The organism is Mesorhizobium sp. B2-3-12, assembly GCF_006442205.1.
Lineage (GTDB): Bacteria > Pseudomonadota > Alphaproteobacteria > Rhizobiales > Rhizobiaceae > Mesorhizobium.
Window position 1 is genome coordinate 146,571 of record NZ_VFVR01000010.1, and the last position, 18,479, is coordinate 165,049.

Below are 18,479 nucleotides of genomic sequence, written 5' to 3' on the forward strand. Positions count from 1 at the left end.
CAGCACATTGTGTGCCAATGAGGATCTATTCATGAGAAATCGACTGGTATTGGCCGCGCTCGGCGCGGCCACAGCCATCACCTTTGCCATGCCCGTCTTCGCCGCGGACACGGCGCAGGACTTTGTCGACAAGGCGGCGGCCGGCGGGATGTTCGAGGTCGAATCGAGCAAGATCGCCGAAGGCAGGGCGCAGGATCAAGGCGTCAAGGACTTCGCCCAGAAGATGGTCGCTGATCATGGCGCGGCCAATGCCAAACTCGAGACGATAGCCGGCGAGCAGAAGCTGAAGGTCCCGACGGCAACGGACGCCAAGCACAAGAGCGATCTCGACGCCCTGCAAAGCGCCAAGGATCCGGTCGACGCATCTTATGTGCAGATGCAACGCGATGCGCATGCCGATGCGGTCAAGCTGTTCGACGGCTATGCCAAGGACGGCGACAACGCGCAGTTGAAGACGTTTGCGCAGGAGACCTTGCCGACGCTCAAGATGCATCAGGACATGATCGAGAAGATCGCCGCCACGATGGACGACAAGTCTTCGGCGACGAGTTCGACGACCCCCACCGTCACCACGACCGATACCGCAAATCCGTCCGCCCCCGTGCCGGGCGCGAACAGCTTCACCGAGGATCAGGCCAAGAGCCGCATCCAGGATGCCGGCTTTTCGGACGTGTCGGCATTGAACAAGGACGATCAGGGCATCTGGCGCGGCCAGGCGACCAAGGACGGCAAGAAGACGGCCGTCGCGCTCGACTACCAGGGCAACGTCGTTGCCGGCACCAACTGAACAGAGAATCTGGAGATACCGACCATGAAAACCGTGACCGGACTTTTCGACAATTATGATGACGCTTCCGATGTGGTCGGTGAGTTGGAGGCAAGCGGCGTGCCAGAAGCCGACATCAGCATCGTCGCCAACAATTCGAGCGAATGGTACGATGGCGATCGTTCCAACACAGCCGAGGATGCCGCCGGCGGGGCCGGTGTGGGTGCCGTCCTAGGCGGAGCGGGTGGCCTTCTGGCCGGGCTCGGCATCATGGCCATTCCCGGCGTCGGGCCGGTGGTGGCCGCCGGCTGGCTGGCCGCCACAGCCGTCGGTGCCGTGGGAGGCGCCGTCATCGGTGGGGCTGCCGGCGGTATCGTCGGTGCGCTGACCGAGTCCGGCGTGTCGGAAGAGGATGCCCATGTCTATGCGGAGGGCGTGCGTCGCGGCGGCACGCTGGTGACCGCCAGGGTCGACGATCAACTCGTCGGCCAGGCCCAGCGGATCCTCGGACAGGCCAACGCGGTCAATCTGGAAGACCGCCGCAGCGCATACGAGGCCGACGGCTGGACCGGTTTCGACAGCGACGCCAAGGCCTATACGCCCGATGAGATCGAAAGCGACCGCGGGCGCTACGCCAATCGCCCTTGATCCCTTGGCCCGCCGCTGAAAAGCGGCGGGCTCATCCTTGGCCGCACACCACGCCGCAGCGACGGCAACACCGCCACCACCATGGAGGTAATCGCTCCCAAGTCGGCGGTTGAGGCTATGATCTAAGCTGGATCGAGGCCCGGCATATGATCGACGGCGGTCCTCCGTCCTGTTCGACGCCGTCGCTCTCGTCCTGTCGGAAGAGGGAGCGCAGCGGTTGACGGCGAGGCAGCGGCGCGACTTCGTCGCCGACGCATTCGCCCACTAGGTTCATCGCCTACACGGTCCCTTCCTTTTTCGGATCAGTCAGGTCAATCATTCCTTCATTGACCTTCGGGCCGACGCCCGCTTTCTGCAGCAACGCGACGCCGTCTCTGGGGGCGGAAATGGCCGCAAAACTGAACGGCCTCAGCTCCTTCCGCGAGCCAAATCACCGATGAAGCCGCCCGCGCCGGTAAAAGAAAAGGCGTCCAAAGGACGCCTTAGGAGATGGGATTGCTGTCACAACGGGGGCTTGAGCTGAATTCAGATCCTCGGGGCCGAGGAACGGGATTTCTCCCTCAAGTTACATGCGACTATCGACGCCGGGCCTTAACAACTCCTTACCGGGTCGCCAAAAAATTTACGAATGTGTACCACTCGTGAAATCTAGGTAAATTCGCGCGACAGATTTCGTTAACCATGCCGGCCGCGTCACTGCGCGAGTTGCGGCAGGTCGCGGAACAGCTCCAGCGCTTCCGGGTTGGCCAGCGCCTCCTTGTTCTTGATGGCGCGGCCGTGCACGACGTCGCGCACCGCGAGCTCGGTGATCTTGCCCGACTTGGTGCGAGGGATGTCGGACACGGCGACAATCCTGGCTGGCACGTGGCGCGGGCTCGCGCCGGTGCGGATCTTGGCGCGGATGCGTTTCTCCAGGTCCTCGTCGAGCTTGACACCCGCCGCCAGCCGCACGAACAGGACGACACGCACGTCATTGTCGAAATCCTGGCCGATGCACAGCGCCTCCAGGACTTCGGGCATCTGCTCGACCTGGTTGTAGATCTCGGCGGTACCGATGCGCACGCCGCCCGGGTTGAGCGTTGCGTCGGAGCGGCCGTGGATGACCATGCCGCCATGACCGGTCCATTCGGCGAAATCGCCATGGCACCAGACATTGTCGAAACGCTCGAAATAGGCCGCCTGGTATTTCTTGCCGTCGGCATCGTTCCAGAAGCCGATCGGCATGGACGGAAAGGCCTTGGTGCAGACCAGCTCGCCCTTCTCCTGCCTGACCGGCTTGCCGTCATCGTCCCAGACATCGACGGCGAGGCCGAGGCCGGGTCCCTGGATCTCGCCGGTCCAGACCGGCTGGGTTGGCACGCCGAGCACGAAGCAGGAAACGATGTCGGTGCCGCCGGATACCGAGGCCAGGTGGACGTCCTTCTTGATGCCCTCATAGACGAAGCGGAAATCCTCGGGCGAAAGCGGCGACCCGGTGGAGGAGATGGCGCGCACCGTCGACAGATCATGGCTGCGCATCGGCTTGAGGCCGGCCTTGCGCACGGAATCGATGAACTTGGCCGAGGTGCCCAAGAAGGTCATCTTCTCGGCATCGGCGAAATCGAACAGCACATTGCCGTCGGGATAGAAGGGCGAGCCGTCATAAAGCAGCAGCGTGGCGCCCGACGCCAGGCCCGATACCAGCCAGTTCCACATCATCCAGCCGCAAGTGGTGAAGTAGAAGAAGCGATCGCCATCGCCGAGGCCGGCATGCAGCCGGTGTTCCTTGACATGCTGGATCAGCGTGCCTCCGGCGGAATGGACGATGCATTTGGGAATGCCGGTGGTTCCGGACGAAAACAGGATGTAGAGCGGATGCGAAAATGGCAGCCGCTCGAAGGTCACTGGTTTGACGGCGAAGGGCGACAGCGCCTCTTCCAGCGCCACCGCCTTGTCGATGGTGTCGGCGACGTCGGCGGAGGTGCCGAGATAGTCGACGAGCAGCACCTTGCGGACACTGCCGAGCTTGGCCGCGACCGCCTTGATCTTGTCGGCGACCTCGATGGCCTTGCCATTGTACCAATAGCCGTCCGGCGCGATGAAGATGACAGGTTCGATCTGGCCGAACCGGTCGAGCACGCCCTGCTCGCCGAAATCGGGAGAGCAGGACGACCACACCGCGCCGATCGAGGCCGCGGCCAGCATGGCTGCGACGGCTTCGGGCATGTTGGGCATCATCGCCGCGATACGGTCGCCCTTCTTCACCTTGAGCGACAGGAAAAGCTGCTGCAGGCGCGAGACCAGGCCATGCAGTTCGTTCCACGACAGCCGCCTTTCGACCTTGTCCTCGCCGCGAAAGACGATTGCCTCGCCGGCGCCGGTCTTTTTCAGAAGGTTCTCGGCGAAATTCAACGATGCATCGGGAAAGAAGGAGGCACCCGGCATCTTCTCGCCATCGATCAGCAGGCGTTCACCCTTGTCGCCTTCAAGGCCGCAGAAATCCCAGACCTGATCCCAGAACGCCTCCCGGTTCTCGACCGACCAGCGGTGAAGATCGGCATAGGATGAGAACGGGCTGCCGGTATTCGCTGCCGCGACCTTCATGAAGGCGGTCAGGGGCGATGCATCAATCTGGTCTTGTGTCGGGGTCCAGAGCGGTACTTCGCCAGCCATGATCGATCCTCCCACGGTCGTCATCGCTTATGCATATCGCAGCGCAGCAGAGCAAGATTTTGTTGGGCCGATGCGGCCAGGTGTGCGCAAATGCCATCGCCGGGCCATAAAGACTTGAAATGCGTCAGCCCTAAGTCGTAGTGACGACCTGAAGTCGTAATGACGACCTGAAGTCGTAGTGACGACAGGGGGTAAAACCCGCCGAACGGTCTTTTTTGTCGGAATGGAAGCATACGGGGCTATATGCCATCATCCTTGATCCGCCGCGGAGTATGGGCGATCGGCGCTGCCGTGATCGTCATCGCTCTGGTGGTCGCGGCCCTGCCGCTGATCGCCTCGACGCGGATCGTGCGCGACCGCATCGCCTGGGAGTTGAGCGCCTGGAGCGGCTTTCGGGTTGCCATCGAGGGGTCGCCGCGCATTGAGGTGTGGCCGAAATTCCGCGCCATCCTGACCGATGTGACGCTGTCGAAGTGGACCGACGCCGACGCGCCGCCGGTCGTCGAGGCCGAACGGGTCGAGGTCGATCTCTCGGCCATGGCGGCATTGCAGGGCGATGTGGTGTTCTCCACGGCACGGCTGGTGCGGCCGACGATCCGGGTCCAGCGCACGGCGGACGGCCTGTTCCTGCCCACCGCGCCGACGGGCGGCCGCATCGCGCGCTCCATCGATACGGCCCGCAGCGTGGTCAGAGCCGACCCCGCCAAGCCCGACCTCGACAAGCTGCCGACCGACACTTTCGGCACCGTGGAGTTCAGGGACGGCCGCATGGTGGCTTCCGTCAACGGCAAGGACGAGGAGATCCTGAGCAGCCTTAGCGGCCAGGCCACATGGGCGGCGATGAACAGCAATGCGACGCTGTCCGCGACCGGGATCTGGCGTGGGGAAAGCGTGACCCTGGACGCCGCCTCGCAGAGACCGCTAGTGCTGTTTGCCGGAGGCATGGCGCCGCTCACTTTGTCCTTCAAGGCCGCGCCCGCCACCTTCTCCTTCGACGGCACGGCCAGCATGTCCGAGAACGGCTATTTCGACGGCCAGGTGAAGTTCGCCGCCCCCTCGCTGCGCCGCGTGCTGGAATGGTTGCAGGCCGGCATCGCGCCGAGTGCCGCGATCGGCTCGGTCAGCATTTCGAGCAAGGTCACGGCATCCGCGGGCCGTGTCAAATTCGAAAACACCGCGCTGGCGCTGGACAACAATCCGGGCATGGGCGCGCTGGACGTGTCGCTCGGCGAGACGCAGCCGGTGATCTCGGGCACGCTTGCCTTCGACACGCTCGACCTCAGGTCGTTCCTGTCCGCCTTCACGCCGCTGGGGCCGGCAAGCAGCGGCGAGCCAGGTCAGGTCGACACGAGTTTCGCCGACCGGGTCAATCTCGATCTCAGGCTGTCGGCGGCGCATGCCACGGCGGGCAGCATTCAGCTTGCCGACGTTGCCGCCACCGCGCAGGTCAAGGACGGTCTCTCCGTCTTCGACATCTCCGACGCCTCGGCCTTTGGCGGCAACATCCAGACCAGCCTCCGTTTCGACCGCAAGCCCGAGGGCACCCAGGTCGAGATCCGGCTGCTGGCTTCCGATGTCGATGGCGGCGCGTTCGCCACGGCGGCGGGGATGACCCGGCTGGTGCCGGTTGGCACCAGCACCGTCTCGGTCATCCTGAAGGGGCCGGGCAGAACCTGGGATTCGATCTTTGAAAACGCCGACGGCTCCGTCTCGGCGACCTTCGGCCCTGGCGCGCTCAGCAAGTTCAACCTGCCGGCCTTTCTCAAGCATACCGAACAGGGCGGCTTCTTCGCGCTCGACGACGTCTCGGACGGGACGCTGCCCATCGATGGCGCCGAGGTCAAGGCAACCATTTCGAGGGGCGTGGCGCGGCTGGACAAGGCCGAGGCCAATTCGGCGAAATACAAGATCTGGCTTTCCGGGATCGCCTCCTACGCTGGACGCGGACTGGCGCTGTCGGGCGGCGTCATCCAGCCGGATCAGGCAGCGGCACAAAAGAGCGGCCAGCAAGGACCCAACCAGTCGTCGTTTTTCGTCGGCGGAACGTGGAGCACGCCGTTCATTTCACCGATAAGCCGTGGCGTTTCGGGGGAATAGAAGCAGGTCAAGGAATACGGCTCGCTCACCGTTTCCTTAAAACCGGCTAACCGTCCTGTTCTGACGCCTTTCGTTCTCCCAAAGCCTGGCTCACTCTGGGTGACATGCCTGCGCCTCGACTTTCATCCCCTTAACCGCGCTGTGCTGCCCGTTCGTCGAGTTGGCGCTGCACCTCGCGGCGCTTGTTGGCGATCGACGCGACGATGACGCCGACCGCGACGACCGCGATCAGGATGGTGCAGGCGGCATTGATCTCCGGCGTCACGCCGAGACGGACCTGGCTGTAGATTTTCATCGGCAGCGTCGTGGCACCGGGGCCGGAGGTGAAGCTGGCGATGACCAGATCGTCGAGCGACAGAGTGAAGGCCAGCATCCATCCGGACACGATCGCCGGCAGGATGACCGGCAGGGTGATCTGGAAAAAGGTCTTGGCCGGCGTTGCGCCGAGGTCCATGGCCGCCTCCTCCAGCGAACGATCGAACGACACCAGGCGCGACTGCACGACGACCGCCACGAAGCACATTGTGAGCGTGATGTGGGCGAGCGTCACGGTAAGGAAACCGCGGTCGAGACCGACGGCAACGAAGAGCAGCAGCAACGACAGGCCGGTGATGACTTCCGGCATGACCAGCGGCGCGAAGACCATGCCCGAAAACAGCACCCTGCCCCTGAAGCGCGTGTAGCGTGTCAGGGTGAGTGCCGCCAGCGTGCCGAGCACGGTCGCCACCGTGGCCGAAATGACACCGACGCGCGCCGTGACCCAGGTGGCGTCCATCAGACCCTGATTGTGGAACAGCGACACGTACCACTTGGTCGAGAAGCCGCCCCAGACGGTGACCAGCTTGGACTCGTTGAAGGAGAAGACGATGAGCAGCACGATCGGCAGATAGAGGAAGGCAAAACCGAGCACGATCGAGGTGACGTTGAAGCGGCTCCAGCTGTTCATTTGCCCTGCTCCTGTGCCTTAGCCTGGGCTTGCTGGAAGAGCATGATCGGCACGGTCAGCAACAGAAGCAGGATGACGGCGACGGCCGATGACACCGGCCAGTCACGATTGGCGAAGAACTCGTTCCAGAGGGTCTTGCCGATCATCAGCGTCTGCGAGCCGCCGAGCAAATCGGGAATGACGAACTCGCCGACGGCGGGGATGAACACCAGCAGGCAGCCGGCGATGACGCCCGGCAGCGACAGCGGGAAAGTGATCTTCCAGAAGGCTGATGTCGGCGGGCAGCCGAGATCCTTGGCCGCCTCGATCAGGGAATAGTCCATCTTTTCCAGCGACGAATAGAGCGGCAGCACCATGAACGGCAGGTAGGAATAGACGATGCCGATGAAGATGGCCGTATAGGTGTTGAGGATGACCAGCGGCTGGTTGATGAGGTGCAATGACAGAAGCAGCTGGTTGAGCAGGCCCTCTGGCTTGAGGATGCCGATCCAGGCATAGACGCGGATCAGGAACGACGTCCAGAACGGCAGTATGACGAGCATCAGCAAGGTCGGGCGGATCGTCGCCGGTGCCCGCGCCATGCCATAGGCGATGGGGTAGCCGACGATCAGCGTCAGCACCGTCGAAATGGCGGCAATGACGACGCTGGTGATGTAGGCCTTGAAATAGAGGGCGTCCTGCGTCAGCCAGACATAATTGTCGAAGTTGAGGTCGCGAAAGCCGCTGAAGAAGCCGGAAACGCCGTCCCTGAAATCGAGCACCGGCGTATAGGGCGGCATGGCGATGGCCGTCTGCGACAGCGAGATCTTGAAGACGATGACGAAGGGGATGAGGAAGAAGAACAGCAGCCAGAGATAGGGGACGATGATGACGAGCCGGTTGAAGAAGCCGGTGCCCAGGCGCGTCAGGAACGGCTTGGCGACGGTCGGTAGCGCGGCGGCATCGGTGACGGCGATGTTGGACATGCCAGCCCCCTACCGTGCCAGCACGACGCCGGCGTCGGGCCGAAAAGACACCCAGGCGCGGTCGTTCCAGGTCAGCGGATCCTCGGTGACGCGCGCCGCGTTGAGCGCGCTTGCCCTGATGATCTGCCCGTCGTCCAGCCTGATGTGGTAGACGGTCATGTCGCCGAGATAGGCGACGTCGTAGACTTCGCCCTCCAGCGCATTGACGGCGTCCGTCGGCTTCTTGGACGACACCTTGATCTTCTCCGGCCTTATCGCGAAGACGATGTCGGAACCGGCCTTTGACTCGGTGCTGTTTTCGACAACGATCTGGGCGCCTGTCGCGCCGGTGATGCGCGTGGTGTTTGCCGCCCGCTCGGCGACCTTGCCCTCGAACATGTTCACGTTGCCGACGAAATGGGCGACGAAGCGCGACGCCGGCGCTTCATAGACTTCCGCCGGCGTCGCCACCTGCATGACCTCGCCCTTGTCCATGATGGCGATGCGATCGGCCATGGTCATGGCCTCTTCCTGGTCGTGGGTGACGACGACGAAGGTCAGGCCGAGTTCCTGCTGCAGATCCATCAGTTCGAACTGGGTTTCCTCGCGCAGTTTCTTGTCCAGCGCGCCCAGCGGCTCGTCGAGCAGCAGCACCTTCGGCCGCTTGGCGACGGAGCGGGCAAGCGCGACGCGCTGGCGCTGGCCGCCGGATAGCTGGTGCGGCTTGCGCTTGGCGAACTGCTCGAGCTTGACCAGCTTCAGCATCTCGGCGACGCGCTTTTCGATATCGGACTTCGGCATGCCTTCCTGCTTGAGGCCGAAGGCGATGTTGTTCTCGACCGTCATATGCGGGAACAGGGCATAGGACTGGAACATCATGTTGACCGGCCGCCGATAGGGCGGAATGCCGCGCAGATCCTGGCCATCGAGCAGGATACGGCCCGAGGTCGGTTCCTCGAAGCCGGCAAGCATCCTGAGCAGCGTCGACTTTCCACAACCCGAGGCGCCGAGCAGGGCGAAGAATTCGCGCTCGAAAATGGTCAGCGACAAATTGTTGACGGCGGTGAAGTCACCGAACTTCTTGGTGACGCTGTCGAACTGGATGTAGGGCTTGGCGCTCGGGTCGTTCCATGGCGCGAAATCCCTGCGGATGCTGCCAAGCGATTTCATATCCCCACTCCGTGTTTTTTATTCCCCAGAAGAAATCGACCCCGGCAGTTGGCTGCCGGGGCCGCATCGAATTGCCTATTGGCCGGTGACGATCTTGGTCCAGCTGCGGGTGACGATGCGCTGGGTCTTGGGATCGTACGGCTGGACGGTGTAGAGCTTCGCCAAGGTCGCGGCATCCGGATAGACCGACGGGTCGTCCAGCAGCGCCTTGTCGACGAATTGCTGCGAGGCCTTGTTGCCGTTGGCGTAGAGCACATAGTTCGACGATTTGGCGATCACTTCCGGGGTCATCATGTAGTTGATGAATTCGAGTGCCTCGGCGACATGCGGCGCGTCGGCCGGGATCGCCATCTGATCGAACCACATCTGGGCGCCTTCCTTCGGCACGGAATAGCCGATCTCCACGCCTTGCTTGGCCTCGACCGCGCGGTTGCGCGCCTGGAACACGTCACCCGACCAGCCGATCGCCAGGCAGATGTCACCATTGGCGAGTGCGTTGATGTATTCGGATGAGTGGAACTTGCGGATGTAGGGACGGATCTTGAGAAGGGCTGCCTCGGCCTTGGCGATATCGTCGGGCGAGGTGCTGTTCGGGTCCAGACCGAGATATTTCAGCGTCGCCGGCAGGATGTCGGACGGAGAATCCAGCACATAGACGCCGCAATCCTTCAACTTGGCCAGGCTGTCGGGATTGAAGAAGGTATCCCAGCTGTCGATCTTGTCGGTGCCGAGCGCTGCCTGCACCTTCTTGACGTTGTAGCCGATGCCGACCGTGCCCCACATGTAGTTGACCGAGTATTCATTGCCGGGGTCGTATTTGGCGGTGCGCTCCGTAACCGTATCCCACATGTTGGAGAGGTTCGGCAGTTTCGACTTGTCGAGCTTCTGGAACACACCGGCCTGAATCTGGCGGGCGAGAAAATTGCCGCTCGGCACGACGACGTCGTAGCCGCTGCCGCCGGCGAGCAGTTTGGTTTCCAGGATTTCGTTGGAATCGAAGGTATCGTAGACGACCTTGATGCCGGTCTTCTTGGTGAAATCATCGATGATCGAACTGTCGATATAGTCCGACCAGTTGAAGACGTTGACGACGCGGTCCTCGGCGTGACCGGCGGGCGTCAAAAGCGCCAGAAATACCGAAGTCGCCGAAAGCCAGAGCGCTTTGCGGATCATGCTATTCTCCTTTGGTGAGTGTTCCATCGCCGGCGCGTCGCGACATCGTCGCGCGGCCGGGCATTTGCTTCGGACTATTGAGCTTCCCAGCGGCCGACAAGCGCCATTCGGCCTGCCGCCCATGGCCACCCAGTCGTCCCGGGCGGGAAGGAATTGCGGTGCCGTCAGAAGCTTTCGCCGCCGCGCGGACAGAGATACAAGAATGTGGGCCGGTCTCGATCGAGCCGCCGGGGAGACTTGGCAAGATACGCCTGTCTTGTTGTTGCCGTATTCCCAGCCTGCCCGGGCGGCAACGACGTTGTCAATGGGCAAAGCTTCGGCGCCGTCATCAATTCGGCGAAGGCACTCCGGTGACCCCAGCCCGCTGCGGCCGCGCCTGGCGCTTGAATTCGAGCCCAATATGGACAAGCAGCGCCGTGACCACCACCGCGCCGCCGATGATGGTGCGCCCGGACGGCACCTCGGAATGGATGAGCCAGACCCATATCGGCCCCAGGATCGGCTCGAACGTGCCGAGCAGCGCGGCGATCGCCGCCGGGATCAGGCGCGCGCCGGTGGCGAAGAAAGCAAGGCCAAGGCCGAGATTGACGACGCCGAAGACGAAGAGAAAGCCCATGTCGACGGCCGAGACCGTGAAGGTCGATACCTGCGCGGCAGCGAAGCCCGCCGCCAAAATCGTGCCCAGACAGGTCGCCGGCGTCATACGCACGCTGGAGAAACGCCTTGTGATGACGGTGGCAATCGAGAACATGAACGCGATCAGCAGCGCCAGTCCGTCGCCTATGGGCGAGACGGCGCCGTCAAGCGATTCCGACACCATGATGGCGACGCCGGCGATGACGGCGGCGATCGCCACCCAGGTCGCGACGGTCACTCTTTCGCGAAACAGCGCCCAGGAAAACAGGGCCGCCAGCAACGGCACGCCAGCCTGCATCAGGAGGATGTTGGCGACGGTGGTGTAGGCAAGCGCCACGACGAACGAGGTCGACGCAATGGCGAAACAGGATCCTACCGCGATGCCTGGCAGGCCCATGTCCTGGAATGACTTCACCATGCCGCGCCAACCGTCGCGCCAGGTCATGAAGCAGAGCAGGAAGGCGGCGGCCCAGATGGAACGCCAGAAGATAACCGTCCAGCTGTCACCAACGCTGACGAAGCGGGCGATGGTGCCGCCGAAACTCCACATCAGCGCCGACAGGAAGACCAGCAGCATGCCGAGGCGTTCCTCGCGCGGCGAGGCTGTCGAGGTAGCAAGGCCGGGCGATGATGCTGTGTCTGTCATGGGCGCGACTGTCGGGCTTTTGTGGACGGGACGATGCGCAAGGGACGACAAAAATATGCTTCGTTCGCGTAACGTAAACGCGTGCGCCAGGCGTGATCCAGAGCCCGACGACGATTGTGGCACCTTGCCGCCTCCCGTTGAAGTTCGCCGCGTTATTGGAAGTCGAAGGCGCTCAGGCCGGTGACCATCTCGTCGAGGCCGAGGGGCCGCGTCACCGGCGGCTCGGCGCGCGCCAGGCAGCCGACACGCTCGCAAAGCCGGCATGCGGGGCCGACTGGCGTCGCCGTGATGACCGCCCCTGCCTTTGCGCCGATTGCCGTGCCGGGCAGGGCCGCGCCGTAGACGATGTCGTCGCGAAAGCCGATGTCGCAGCCAAGCAGCAGCGCGGTGCGGCGCGGGCGCTCGGAGAATGCGCCCTGCGGCCCCTCCAGAGTGCGGGCGATGCACAGGAACTCGGCGCCGTCGGGCATTTCCACGGCCTCGACGAAGATCTGGCCGGGCTGGGTGAAGGCGACGTGCACGGGAAGCTTGGGGCAGCCGCCGCCAAACCGGCTTTGCGGAAAGCCCTGGCTGCCGGCCTTGCGGAAGCGGTTTCCGGCATTGTCGACCTCCAGCATGAAGAAGGGCACGCCGGCGGCACCTTGCCGTTGCAGCATGGTCAGCCGGTTTGCCGCCTGTTCGAAGGACACGCCAAAGCGTGAGCGCAGGACGTCGATGTCGTAGCGTGAGCGAACGGCCGCCGCGTGAAAGGGCTGATAGGGCATCATCAGCGCATGAGCGGCATAACGGCCGAGTTCGAAGCGGGCAAGGCGGCGCGCTTCGTCCGTGGCCAACCGCAGCGCCTGGATCTCGCCAGCGACCGCGACCGTCATGCGGATCAGGCAGGCTTCCATCGCCACTTCGCGCAACTGGTCGAACGGCGACAGGCGCTCCGACAGGAACAGGCGCTGCGAGTGGCGGTCGTAGCGCCGGCGCCAGTTCGGCATGGTGGCGACCGGCAGAACCTTGACCACGATGCCGTATTCGCGCTTCAGCCAGGCTTTCAAGGCGCCGAGCAGGTCATCGCCGGGATCGAGCACCGAGGTGAATGCCTCGGCCTCTTCCTCGAGCGAGGAAAAATGGTTCGGCCGCCGCTCGAAAATCTCGTGCACCTCGTCAACCGGCAGGCGGGCGCCGGAAAGCGCGGTGGCGCGTCCCTCGCGCGCCAGAAGCTCGTTGAGGTCGGACAGCCGCTCGGCCTGCTCGCGATAGGCGCGGAACAGTTTTATCACGGCGGCCGACGCATTGGGCGCTGCCTCGGCAAGCTCGATCAGTTCCTGGTCTCCCGGCAGTTCGCCGACCAGCAACGGATCGGTAAACACCTCCTTCAAGGCGGCGACCGAACCCCTTGCCTCGCCCTGAAGCTCATGCGGATCGACCTTGTAGACGGAGGCCAGTTTCAAGATCAGCTGCACCGTCAACGGCCGCTGGTTGCGCTCGATCAGGTTGAGGTAGGACGGCGAGATGCCGAGCCCCTCGGCCATCGCCGTCTGGGTCAGGCCCTTGGCGTTGCGGATGCGGCGAATACGCGGCCCGGCGAAAATCTTCTGATCAGCCATCGGTGTTCCTTGACACGATTTTACAGCTTCGAGCGCCCCCGTTTCGACCACTGATTTTGACAGCAATTACAAATTTACCGCCGCTGCCTGTCAAACACAACACAGATTTTCCCTTATCTTTCCGCGTTTTCCCTGATTTTTCTGGTTCATTTCGCGCCGCAATGTAAATTCCGTCACATAGAAGCGCCCGACAATTTGGCGTGCGGACATCGTAAAGAACCCATCGGAGTGAGAAATGACTGATTTTTACAACCTCGTCCCCTCGGCGCCTGAAGGTCGCTTCGACGGCATCGAACGGCCCTATTCGCCGGAAGACGTGAAGCGGCTGCGCGGTTCGGTGCACATCAGGCAGAGCCTTGCCGAAATGGGGGCCAACCGGCTGTGGAAACTCATCCACGAGGAGGACTTCGTCAACGCATTGGGCGCCATGTCCGGCAACCAGGCGATGCAGCAGGTGCGTGCCGGGCTGAAGGCGATCTACCTGTCGGGCTGGCAGGTTGCCGCCGACGCCAACACCGCCTCGGCTATGTATCCGGACCAATCGCTCTATCCAGCCAATGCGGCGCCCGAACTGGTCAAGCGCATCAACCGCACGCTGCAGCGCGCCGACCAGATCGAGACCTCCGAAGGCAATGGGCTTTCGGTCGAGACCTGGTTCGCGCCGATCGTCGCCGACGCCGAAGCCGGCTTCGGTGGTCCGCTCAATGCCTTCGAGATCATGAAGGCGTTTATCGAGGCGGGTGCCGCAGGCGTCCACTATGAGGACCAGTTGGCGTCGGAGAAGAAGTGCGGCCATCTCGGCGGCAAGGTGCTGATCCCGACCGCCGCACATATCCGCAACCTCAACGCGGCGCGGCTGGCGGCCGACGTGATGGGCACGCCCACACTGGTCGTGGCGCGCACGGACGCGGAAGCGGCAAAGCTGCTGACCTCCGACATCGATGAGCGCGACCAGCCCTTCGTCGACTACGATGCCGGGCGAACGGTGGAGGGCTTCTACCAGGTCAGGAACGGCATCGAGCCCTGCATCGCGCGGGCCATTGCCTATGCGCCCCACGCCGACCTGATCTGGTGCGAGACATCCAAGCCCGACCTGGCGCAGGCCAGGAAATTCGCCGAAGGGGTGCGCCGGCACCATCCGGGCAAGCTGCTCGCCTATAATTGCTCGCCGTCGTTCAACTGGAAGAAGAACCTCGACGACGCAACGATCGCCAAGTTCCAACGGGAACTGGGCGCCATGGGCTACAAGTTCCAGTTCATCACGCTGGCCGGCTTCCACCAGCTCAACTACGGCATGTTCGAACTCGCCCGCGGCTACAAGGCGCGGCAGATGGCGGCCTATTCCGAGTTGCAGGAAGCGGAATTCGCGGCGGAAGCCAATGGCTATACCGCGACCAAGCACCAGCGCGAGGTCGGCACCGGCTATTTCGACGCCGTCTCGATGGCGATCACCGGCGGCAAATCGTCGACCACCGCCATGCATGAATCGACCGAGCACGCGCAGTTCAAGCCAGCAGCGGAGTGAGTCCGCAAAGAAGACGACCAACAGAGGAACGCCCCTTGAGGGCAAGGACATAGGAGAAGACCAATGGCATCGATAAGCCGTGTCAAGGAACGGGCGGAAGAGCAATCGACCACGATGAGCGTCGACCAGCAGGCGACGATCCGCATGTTGGCCAACGATCTGCACAGGCTGAACCAGTCGGTGATGAAGGCGGTCGAGGCGGGCGTCTCGGTGGAACTGGTCCGCTCGGCAAGGCATCATGGCGGTGACGGCAATTGGGGCGATCTGCTGATCCCGGTAATCGTCACCCAGCAGAGCCATGGCTGACCGGAAATCGTCCACGCGGTCCTTTCACCTGCGCAATGTATGCGCAGGTGAATTTTATTTTTACGCAACGGAGCAGTGGACAGAGCAGTACAGTACTGTTGCTTGAATCCACTGTTGTGAAAGACACCCGCAGGCGTCTTTTATTTCACCTTGACATGGGGTTCGATCTCACGCCAATTGTCCGCCAGATTCAACTCTGCATTGAAATAGGGGCGAACTTCTTGGCCGACTTGGGTGCCCAGTGAAGAGCGAGGGCGAGACCGAAAAGCATGTGAATCTGGGGACCCGGGATTCAAGCATCGAGACGATCCGCGATCCCTCGCGGGTGCTGGTTGTCGGGAAATCGCCGGTCAACCGGGTGGTGGTGTCGAAGATTGTCGAGCGGTCCGGACTCAGGCCAATCTCGGAACCGCCTGAAATGGCGGCGAAAACCTTGCGGACGCTGGTGCCTGGCGCGATTGTGCTCGATGGCGGCCCCGACAACAAGGACTGCGACAATCTGATGCCCGGCATCGAAACGTTGCGCCGGGCTTCGGGCAAATCGCTTCCTCCCGTGATCCTGCTTTCAACCAAGAACGGCACGCCGGAGAGCCTTGGCTTGTCCAATGTCATCGATGCGGTGGTGGCCAAGCCGATCACGCCCGAACGACTGCAACCGGTGATCGACCGCCTGATCAGCCGCTGAGGCAATTCCGGGAAAGTCGTGCAACGATTTTCTCTCCGAAATTATACATGAAAGCAAATAATGGAAGTCGCGATCAGCCCGGCTTCGCGATGCTCTCAATCAGGTCAGGCAATTGGCCGAGATGCGGTATCTGGCGAAAACGCGGCTCGGCGACCGGCGCCTCGACATGTTCGAGCACCCAGGTCAATTCGTGCGGCACATGGACGCCCCAGCCGCCGGCCTCGATGGCAGGCACCACGTCCGACTTCAGCGAATTGCCGACCATCATACTGCTTGCCGGACCATCGCCATGGCGGCTGAAGAGGCGCGCATAGGTCGCGGCAGTCTTGTCGCTGACAATCTCGACCGCGTCGAACAGGTCACCCAGGCCGGACCCGGCCAGCTTCCGTTCCTGATCGAACAGATCGCCCTTGGTGATCAGTACGAGGCGGAAGGTGCCGGCGAGTTTCTCGACCGTCTCGCGCGCCTGCGGCAAGGGCTCGATCGGGTGGCCCAGCATCTCGCGGCCGGCATCGAGAATCTGCGATATAACCGAGGCCGGCACGCGCCCTTCGGTGACCTCGATCGCGGTTTCGATCATCGAGAGCGTAAACCCCTTGATGCCGAAGCCATAGATCGCAAGGTTGCGCCGTTCGGCCGCCAGCAGTCGCGCCGAGATCTGCGCCTCCTCGCCATGATCGGCCAGCATGGCGGCAAAACGCTTTTCCGTCATGCGGAAGAACTGTTCGTTCTGCCAAAGTGTGTCGTCGGCATCGAAGCCGATCGTGGTCAGTTCGCTGCTGGTTCGCATCGCCGGCTTCTCGAGTGCGGGGAAGACGCCAAACCTAGGCTGACCGGCAGGCGGTTTTCAACCTGCACCGACAATTGCCGGCGGCGGGTAGCGGGTCAGTTTGAAATTCCGACCCCGGCGATGGCCGCTGGCGTGACAGACAAGCTTTGGGAGATCAGCGACATCGTTGCGCTGATCGGAGCGAAAGAAGCCGAAAAGCCTCTGGTGCGCTGCCTTACAAAAAGCGGACAGTCTGATATATCCCCGGTTGGCGGCCCGTAGCTCAGGGGAAGAGCGCCAGTCATATGTGCTGGAGGCCCCCGGTCGAGACGGGGCGGGTCCGCCACCGATTTCAAACTGACCCCCTACCCGGCGGCGGCTCCCCTTCCCTTCCATCGCGCGGCGCGGCTATACTCCGAAATCCGCAACCCAATCTGGTGAATGATGCCGCCTGCAAAAAAGGAAGTCCGTCCGTCGAGCCGCGGAGGACGGGCGCGCACGCCTGCCTTCGTGAAAAACCTGCGTGGTGTGAAGAACTGGAAGGAAGTCAGCGATTGGCTGGAATGGCGCGGCATCGAGGATATCGAATGCATCACGCCTGATCAGGCCGGCGTGGCGCGCGGCAAGATGATGCCGTCGAAGAAATTCACCTCCAACACCTCACTGGCGCTGCCCTCGGCCGTCTTCATGACGACGATCTCCGGCGGCTATCCCGAGGACGGCAACGGCTTCCACTATCCCGAAGACGATGGCGACCTCAAGCTGATGCCGGACCTTTCGACGCTGACGGTGGTGCCGTGGGAAGAAGACCCGACGGCTGCCGTCATCTGCGACCTCGTCCATCAGGACGGCCGCTCGGTCGAGTTCACGCCGCGCAATGTGCTGAAGCGCGTCGTTGCCGCCTACGACAAGCTTGGGCTGAAACCGGTGGTGGCGCCCGAGATCGAGTTCTACCTCGTGCGCAAGAATCCGGATCCGGACTATCCGTTGACCCCGCCCGTCGGCCGCTCGGGGCGCGCCATCGGCGGCGGCGCCGGCTATTCGATCGCCGGCGTCAACGAGTTCGACGAACTGATCGACGACATCTACCATTTCTCCGAAAGCCAGGGGCTGGAGATCGACACGCTGATCCACGAAGAAGGCGCCGGCCAGCTTGAGATCAATCTGCGCCATGGCGACCCGATCGAGCTCGCCGACCAGGTGTTCATGTTCAAGCGCACCATTCGTGAAGCCGCGCTCAAGCATGAGATTTACGCCACCTTCATGGCCAAGCCGATCCAGGGCCAGCCGGGTTCGGCCATGCATATCCACCAGTCGATCGTCGACAAGAAGACGGGCAGGAACATCTTCTCGGCCGAGGACGGTTCGGAGACCGAGGATTTCTTCCATTTCATCGGCGGCATGCAAAAGCACGTGCCGAACGCGCTGGTGATGTTCGCGCCCTACGTCAACTCCTACCGGCGGCTGACGCAGGCGGCGTCTGCCCCCGTCAACAACAAATGGGGCTATGACAACCGCACCACGGCGTTCCGGGTGCCGCGTTCCGACCCCGCGGCGCGGCGCGTCGAAAACCGTATCCCGTCCTCCGACGCCAATCCCTATCTGGCCGTGGCGGCGTCGCTCGCCTGCGGGCTGATCGGCATCACCAAAAAGGTCAAGGCCGAGCCGCCGGTGCTGACGACCGCCAACGCCGACGAGATCGACCTGCCGCGCGGCCTGCTCGAAGCCGTCGACCTGTTCGAAGGCGACGAGGAACTCTGCGCGCTGCTGGGCAAGTCCTTCGCCGCCACCTATGCGGCGATCAAACGTGCGGAATTCGAAACGTTCATGGAAGTGATCAGTCCGTGGGAGCGGGAATATTTGTTGCTGAATGTATAGGGGAGTAAGGGAGTAGGGGATTAGGGGAGTAGGGGAGTAG

Annotated in this window: 15 protein-coding genes; 7 read left to right on the plus strand and 8 right to left on the minus strand. The window is 62.8% G+C overall.

Translation table 11 applies throughout. The features are described from left to right. The first annotated feature begins 31 nt into the window (after positions 1–31). Entirely contained in the window at positions 32–787 is a 756-nt protein-coding gene (locus FJ948_RS25450) for a DUF4142 domain-containing protein (protein ID WP_140709331.1), read from the plus strand. 24 nt (positions 788–811) lie between these two features. Beyond that, the gene (locus tag FJ948_RS25455) at positions 812–1,414 is read left to right on the plus strand and encodes a general stress protein (protein ID WP_140709333.1); all 603 of its coding nucleotides are present in this window, start codon (positions 812–814) and stop codon (positions 1,412–1,414) included. A 693-nt stretch (positions 1,415–2,107) separates the two neighbouring features. Here the strand turns inward: FJ948_RS25455 and FJ948_RS25465 are convergent. Then, entirely contained in the window at positions 2,108–4,066 is a 1,959-nt protein-coding gene (locus tag FJ948_RS25465; protein ID WP_140709334.1) for an acetoacetate--CoA ligase, read from the minus strand. A gap of 243 nt (positions 4,067–4,309) precedes the next feature. Between FJ948_RS25465 and FJ948_RS25470 the strand changes: the two genes are divergently transcribed. After that, positions 4,310–6,163: an AsmA family protein gene (locus tag FJ948_RS25470; RefSeq protein ID WP_140709335.1), complete on the plus strand. Its 1,854-nt coding sequence runs from the start codon at positions 4,310–4,312 to the stop codon at positions 6,161–6,163. A 130-nt stretch (positions 6,164–6,293) separates the two neighbouring features. Here FJ948_RS25470 and FJ948_RS25475 read toward each other — a convergent pair whose 3' ends face one another. The 6 genes from FJ948_RS25475 to FJ948_RS25500 all read right to left on the minus strand — a co-directional run bounded on the left by FJ948_RS25475 (position 6,294) and on the right by FJ948_RS25500 (position 13,276). Continuing rightward, a complete protein-coding gene (locus FJ948_RS25475) occupies positions 6,294–7,109 on the minus strand; it encodes an ABC transporter permease subunit (protein WP_140709336.1) in 816 nt (271 codons plus the stop codon). Further along, the gene (locus FJ948_RS25480; protein ID WP_140709337.1) at positions 7,106–8,074 is read right to left on the minus strand and encodes an ABC transporter permease subunit; all 969 of its coding nucleotides are present in this window, start codon (positions 8,072–8,074) and stop codon (positions 7,106–7,108) included. The genes FJ948_RS25475 and FJ948_RS25480 overlap by 4 nt, the downstream gene beginning before the upstream one ends. Before the next feature lie 9 nt (positions 8,075–8,083). Continuing rightward, on the minus strand, positions 8,084–9,223 hold the full coding sequence (locus tag FJ948_RS25485) for an ABC transporter ATP-binding protein (RefSeq protein ID WP_140709338.1): 1,140 nt from the start codon (positions 9,221–9,223) through the stop codon (positions 8,084–8,086). A gap of 75 nt (positions 9,224–9,298) precedes the next feature. After that, on the minus strand, positions 9,299–10,396 hold the full coding sequence (locus FJ948_RS25490) for a polyamine ABC transporter substrate-binding protein (protein WP_140709340.1): 1,098 nt from the start codon (positions 10,394–10,396) through the stop codon (positions 9,299–9,301). A 328-nt stretch (positions 10,397–10,724) separates the two neighbouring features. After that, on the minus strand, positions 10,725–11,678 hold the full coding sequence (locus tag FJ948_RS25495) for a DMT family transporter (RefSeq protein WP_140709342.1): 954 nt from the start codon (positions 11,676–11,678) through the stop codon (positions 10,725–10,727). 152 nt (positions 11,679–11,830) lie between these two features. Then, entirely contained in the window at positions 11,831–13,276 is a 1,446-nt protein-coding gene (locus FJ948_RS25500) for a short-chain fatty acyl-CoA regulator family protein (protein ID WP_140709344.1), read from the minus strand. A 235-nt stretch (positions 13,277–13,511) separates the two neighbouring features. Between FJ948_RS25500 and aceA the strand changes: the two genes are divergently transcribed. From aceA to FJ948_RS25515, 3 genes are all read left to right on the plus strand, one after another. Continuing rightward, entirely contained in the window at positions 13,512–14,801 is a 1,290-nt protein-coding gene (gene aceA / locus FJ948_RS25505; protein ID WP_140709345.1) for an isocitrate lyase, read from the plus strand. 63 nt (positions 14,802–14,864) lie between these two features. Beyond that, positions 14,865–15,107: a hypothetical protein gene (locus tag FJ948_RS25510; RefSeq protein ID WP_006202762.1), complete on the plus strand. Its 243-nt coding sequence runs from the start codon at positions 14,865–14,867 to the stop codon at positions 15,105–15,107. Between the two features lie 271 nt (positions 15,108–15,378). Continuing rightward, positions 15,379–15,792, plus strand: a complete 414-nt coding sequence (locus tag FJ948_RS25515) for a response regulator (RefSeq protein WP_246677621.1) — start codon at positions 15,379–15,381, stop codon at positions 15,790–15,792. Between the two features lie 73 nt (positions 15,793–15,865). Here FJ948_RS25515 and FJ948_RS25520 read toward each other — a convergent pair whose 3' ends face one another. Next, positions 15,866–16,582: an HAD family hydrolase gene (locus FJ948_RS25520; protein ID WP_140709347.1), complete on the minus strand. Its 717-nt coding sequence runs from the start codon at positions 16,580–16,582 to the stop codon at positions 15,866–15,868. 420 nt (positions 16,583–17,002) lie between these two features. On the opposite strand from FJ948_RS25520, the gene FJ948_RS25530 reads away from it, so the two are divergent. Beyond that, on the plus strand, positions 17,003–18,439 hold the full coding sequence (locus FJ948_RS25530) for a glutamine synthetase family protein (RefSeq protein WP_181173820.1): 1,437 nt from the start codon (positions 17,003–17,005) through the stop codon (positions 18,437–18,439). The last annotated feature ends 40 nt before the right edge of the window (positions 18,440–18,479 follow it).